The sequence below is a fragment of the Streptomyces sp. NPDC054786 genome (assembly GCF_053611685.1).
On the sequence record NZ_JBSHAW010000065.1, the window covers coordinates 32,043 to 36,495 of the forward strand.

General features: G+C 70.5%; 5 protein-coding genes. 1 reads left to right on the top strand and 4 read right to left on the bottom strand.

Annotation, left to right across the window (positions count from 1 at the left end):
- Positions 1-154: 154 nt before the first annotated feature.
- Genes ACWGI6_RS35670 through deoC form a run of 3 tightly spaced genes read right to left on the bottom strand, consistent with a single transcriptional unit; the run spans position 155 to position 3,475 of the window.
- On the bottom strand, positions 155-1,021 hold the full coding sequence (locus ACWGI6_RS35670; RefSeq protein WP_453271338.1) for an aldehyde dehydrogenase family protein: 867 nt from the start codon (positions 1,019-1,021) through the stop codon (positions 155-157).
- Positions 1,021-2,472: an aldehyde dehydrogenase family protein gene (locus tag ACWGI6_RS35675; protein WP_393906697.1), complete on the bottom strand. Its 1,452-nt coding sequence runs from the start codon at positions 2,470-2,472 to the stop codon at positions 1,021-1,023. The genes ACWGI6_RS35670 and ACWGI6_RS35675 overlap by 1 nt, the downstream gene beginning before the upstream one ends.
- Before the next feature lie 7 nt (positions 2,473-2,479).
- Positions 2,480-3,475: a deoxyribose-phosphate aldolase gene (gene deoC, locus ACWGI6_RS35680; protein ID WP_453271341.1), complete on the bottom strand. Its 996-nt coding sequence runs from the start codon at positions 3,473-3,475 to the stop codon at positions 2,480-2,482.
- 223 nt (positions 3,476-3,698) lie between these two features.
- Between deoC and ACWGI6_RS35685 the strand changes: the two genes are divergently transcribed.
- A complete protein-coding gene (locus ACWGI6_RS35685) occupies positions 3,699-4,322 on the top strand; it encodes a PH domain-containing protein (protein WP_453271339.1) in 624 nt (207 codons plus the stop codon).
- Here the strand turns inward: ACWGI6_RS35685 and ACWGI6_RS35690 are convergent.
- Positions 4,319-4,453, bottom strand: a 135-nt coding sequence (locus ACWGI6_RS35690) for an integrase core domain-containing protein (protein WP_453271342.1), incomplete at its 5' end; no start/stop codon positions are given. The genes ACWGI6_RS35685 and ACWGI6_RS35690 overlap by 4 nt on opposite strands.

Consider the following 4,453-nt stretch of genomic DNA (forward strand, 5'->3'; position numbering starts at 1 on the left):
GCCCCGCAAATATAACCCCTCTTTGTTTTTTTTTTTTTTTTTTTATTATTATTTTTTTTTACTGTTCCCCAACCGGGGGGGGGCCCCCGCCTTGGCGGGGCGGCCCCCCACACGGGTATGGGTGACGGCGCATCATCAGGCCGCCAGAGCAGGCCTAAACGCCCATCGGATGCCACACCGTCTTCGTCTCCAGGAAGCTCAGCAGACGGCCGGTGCCGGGGTCGGCGGTCCAGTTCGCCGCCGCCGGGCGGAGCACCCGCTTGAGGTTGTCGGCCGCGGCCGTCTCCAGCTCCTTCGCCAACCCCTCGTCGGCGCCCGCGAGATCGAGGGCGTTGACGTCCTGGTGGGCGGCGAGCGGAGCGCCCAGCTCCGCGGTACGGCCCGAGAGGATGTTGACCACACCGCCCGGCAGGTCGGACGTGGCGAGCACCTCGGCAAGGGACAGGGCGGGCAGCGGGGCCCCCTCGGCGGCCACCACGACCACCGTGTTGCCGGTGACGATCGCGGGGGCGATCACCGAGACCAGACCGAGGAACGACGACTCCTGCGGGGCCAGCACCGCGGCCACACCGGTCGGCTCGGGGGAGGAGAGGTTGAAGTACGGCCCGGACACCGGGTTGGCGCCGCCGGCGATCTGGGCGACCTTGTCGGACCAGCCCGCGTACCAGACCCAGCGGTCGATCGCCGCGTCCACCTGGGCCGCGGCCTTCGCCTTCGACAGGCCCTCGGCGGTGGCGACCTCGGCGGTGAACTGGTCCCGGCGGCCCTCCAGCATCTCGGCGATGCGGTAGAGGATCTGCCCGCGGTTGTAGGCCGTGGCGCCCGACCAGCCGCCGAACGCCTTGCGGGCGGCGACCACCGCGTCCCGGGCGTCCTTACGGGAGGCCAGCGGCGCGTTGGCGAGCCATGTGCCCTTGGAGTCGGTCACCTCGTACACCCGCCCGCTTTCGGACCGGGGGAACTTTCCCCCGACGTACAGCTTGTAGGTCTTGAGCACACTCAAGCGGTCAACAGTGTTCATCAGCGCTCGCCCTTCGGGCTCGACGGGGCGAGGTACGCCTCCAGACCGTGCCGGCCGCCCTCGCGGCCGTAGCCCGACTCCTTGTAGCCGCCGAAGGGCGACGCCGGGTCGAACTTGTTGAACGTGTTGGACCAGATCACGCCCGCGCGCAGCTTGTTCGCCATCCACAGCATCCGCGAGCCCTTCTCCGTCCAGATGCCGGCGGAGAGCCCGTACGGGGTGTTGTTGGCCTTCTCCACGGCCTCCGCGGGGGTGCGGAAGGTCAGCACGGACAGCACCGGGCCGAAGATCTCCTCGCGGGCGATGCGGTGCGCCTGGGTGACGCCGGTGAACAGCGTCGGGGCGAACCAGTAGCCGGAGGCGGGCAGTTCGCAGGACGGCGACCAGCGCTCGGCGCCCTCGGCCTCGCCCGCGTCGGCCAGCGCGGTGATCCGGGCCAGCTGTTCGGCGGAGTTGATGGCGCCGATGTCGGTGTTCTTGTCGAGCGGGTCGCCCACGCGCAGGGTCTGCATCCGGCGCTTGAGCGCGTCCAGCAGCTCGTCCTGGACCGACTCCTGGACCAGGAGGCGCGAGCCCGCGCAGCAGACGTGCCCCTGGTTGAAGAAGATCCCGTTGACGATGCCCTCGACGGCCTGGTCGAGCGGCGCGTCGTCGAAGACGATGTTCGCCGCCTTGCCGCCCAGTTCGAGGGTGACCTTCTTGTCCGTGCCGGCGACCGTACGGGCGATGGCCTTGCCGACCTCGGTGGAGCCGGTGAAGGCCACCTTGTTGATGTCGGGGTGCGCGACCAGCGCGGACCCCGGGGAGCCGTCGCCGGTGAGGATGTTGACGACGCCCTTCGGCAGCCCCGCCTGACGGCAGATGTCCGCGAAGAACAGGGCGGACAGCGGGGTCGTCTCGGCGGGCTTGAGGACCACCGTGTTGCCGGTCGCCAGCGCCGGGGCGATCTTCCACGCGAGCATCAGCAGCGGGAAGTTCCAGGGGATGATCTGGCCGGCGACGCCCAGCGGGCGGGGGTCGGCGCCGTACCCCGCGTGGTCGAGCTTGTCGGCCCAGCCCGCGTAGTAGAAGAAGTGCGCGGCGACCAGCGGCAGGTCGGCGTCCCGGGACTCACGGATCGGCTTGCCGTTGTCGAGCGACTCCAGCACGGCCAGTTCGCGCGAGCGCTCCTGGATGATCCGGGCGATCCGGAAGAGGTACTTGGCGCGCTCGGCGCCGGGCAGCGCGGACCACTTCTCGAAGGCCTTACGGGCGGCCTTCACGGCGCGGTCGACGTCCTCGGCGCTCGCCTGGGCGACCTCGGAGAGGACCTCCTCGGTCGACGGGGAGACGGTCTTGAAGACCTTGCCGTCGGAGGCCGGGGCGAACTCGCCGTCGATGAACAGGCCGTAGGACGGCGCGATGTCGACGACCGCGCGGGACTCGGGTGCGGGTGCGTAATCGAAGGTCATGGGAGCCTCAGTCCACCGTGACGTAGTCGGGGCCGGAGTAGCGGCCGGTGCTGAGCTTCTGGCGCTGCATCAGCAGGTCGTTCAGGAGGCTGGAGGCGCCGAAGCGGAACCAGTCGGCGGTCAGCCAGGGCTCGCCGAGCGTCTCGTTGACCATGACCAGGTACTTGACCGCGTCCTTGGTCGTACGGATCCCGCCGGCCGGCTTCACCCCGACCTGGACGCCGGTCGTGGCGTGGAAGTCACGGACCGCCTCCAGCATGAGGAGGGTGACCGGCGGGGTGGCGTTGACGGCGACCTTGCCGGTCGAGGTCTTGATGAAGTCGGCGCCCGCGAGCATCGCGAGCCAGGAGACCCGGCGGACGTTGTCGTACGTCTGGAGCTCACCGGTCTCGAAGATGACCTTGAGGTGGGCGGCCGTTCCGTCGGGGCGGGCGCACGCCTCCTTGACCGCCTTGATCTCCTCGAAGACGTCCAGGTAGCGGCCGGAGAGGAAGGCGCCCCGGTCGATCACCATGTCGATCTCGTCGGCACCGGCCGCGACCGCGTCACGGGTGTCGGCGAGCTTGACCGGCAGCGCGACCCGGCCCGCGGGGAACGCGGTGGCGACGGACGCGACATGAATACCGGAGTCGCCGAGCGCTGCCTTGGCCGTGGCGACCATGTCCGGGTAGACGCAGATCGCCGCGACCTTGGGCGCGGTGCGGTCCGTGGGATCCGGGTGGACGCCCTTGGCGCACAGCGCCCGGACCTTGCCCGGGGTGTCCGCGCCTTCGAGGGTCGTCAGGTCGATCATCGAGATGGCGAGATCGATGGCATAAGCCTTCGCCGTCGTCTTGATCGAGCGGGTGCCGAGGGTGGCGGCGCGGGCCTCGAGGCCGACCGCGTCGACGCCGGGGAGGCCGTGGAGGAAGCGGCGCAGCGCACCGTCGTCGGCGGTCACGTCCGCCATTGACGCCAGACGCCCCGCGGCTTCCTTGCCGTATGCGGGAACAGTGATGGGCATGGTCACGAGGGGAGCATATCTACGCGCGTAGCGCCATGTCATCCCCTCCGGCGGTCCGAATCCGGCCGGGCGGGGCCGGGTGAGAGGGGGCCGACGGGCCAACACGGCCAGTATCAGGCGCCGGACGCGACCGTACCCGGGTCCGGAGGCGCTCCGCTTCCCGCACCCGAATGATGCCGTAACGCAATGTCCGGCATCCGGACGGTCAGGCAGAATCGGCGGCATGACGAGCCAGGACCGGTCCACCCCGCCCCAGCAGCAGTACGCGGAGCGCAGCTACCGCTCGCCCGCGGCCCTCGCGGGCGGCGTACTCCTTCTCCTGCTCGGAGGCTGGCTCGGCGGCGACGCGCTGCTGCGGGGCACCTCGCACACCAAGCTCATGGCCGTCTTCGCGCTGCTCCTCGGTGTGCCGCTGGTGGTCGCCTACACCCTGCGGCCGCTGGTCAGCGCGGGCGAGGACCGGCTGACGGTGCGCAATCCGTTCCGTACGGTCACGCTGCCGTGGGGCGCGGTGGAGACGCTGCGGGCGGCGTTCTCCACCGAGGTGGTCACCAGCGCCGGCACGTACCAGCTGTGGGCCATCCCGGTCTCGCTGCGGCAGCGCAAGAAGGCCAGCAGGCAGGCGGGGCGCGGCGCCACGTCCGCGGCCCGTTTCGGACCGCACGCGGACGCCGGCCCGGTGCCGCGCGCCGTGGCCGACCAGACCCTCGAAGAACTCCGCGAGCTCAAGGAGCGCGCCGCGGGCCGCGAGAGCGCCCAGGGCGAGCCGGTGGTGCGCTGGGCGTACGCGATCATCGCGCCGGCCTTGGTGGGTGCGGTCGGGCTGGCCGTGACGGTGGCGCTCTAGGTGTGTTGTCCGGAGAGGTTGGTGACGCGGCTGGCTGGGGTGTGGCCGCTGATTCCGGTGTGGGGTCGGTGGTAGTTGTACCAGTCCAGCCAGTCGGTGAACGCTGCCTGGCGCTCGGCGTCTGAGGTGTA

Coding starts and splice junctions, on each gene's coding strand:
- ACWGI6_RS35670 (WP_453271338.1), bottom strand. CDS start 1,021: ATGAACACTGTTGACCGCTTGAGTGTGCTCAAGACCTACAAGCTGTAC.
- ACWGI6_RS35675 (WP_393906697.1), bottom strand. CDS start 2,472: ATGACCTTCGATTACGCACCCGCACCCGAGTCCCGCGCGGTCGTCGAC.
- deoC (WP_453271341.1), bottom strand. CDS start 3,475: ATGCCCATCACTGTTCCCGCATACGGCAAGGAAGCCGCGGGGCGTCTG.
- ACWGI6_RS35685 (WP_453271339.1), top strand. CDS start 3,699: ATGACGAGCCAGGACCGGTCCACCCCGCCCCAGCAGCAGTACGCGGAG.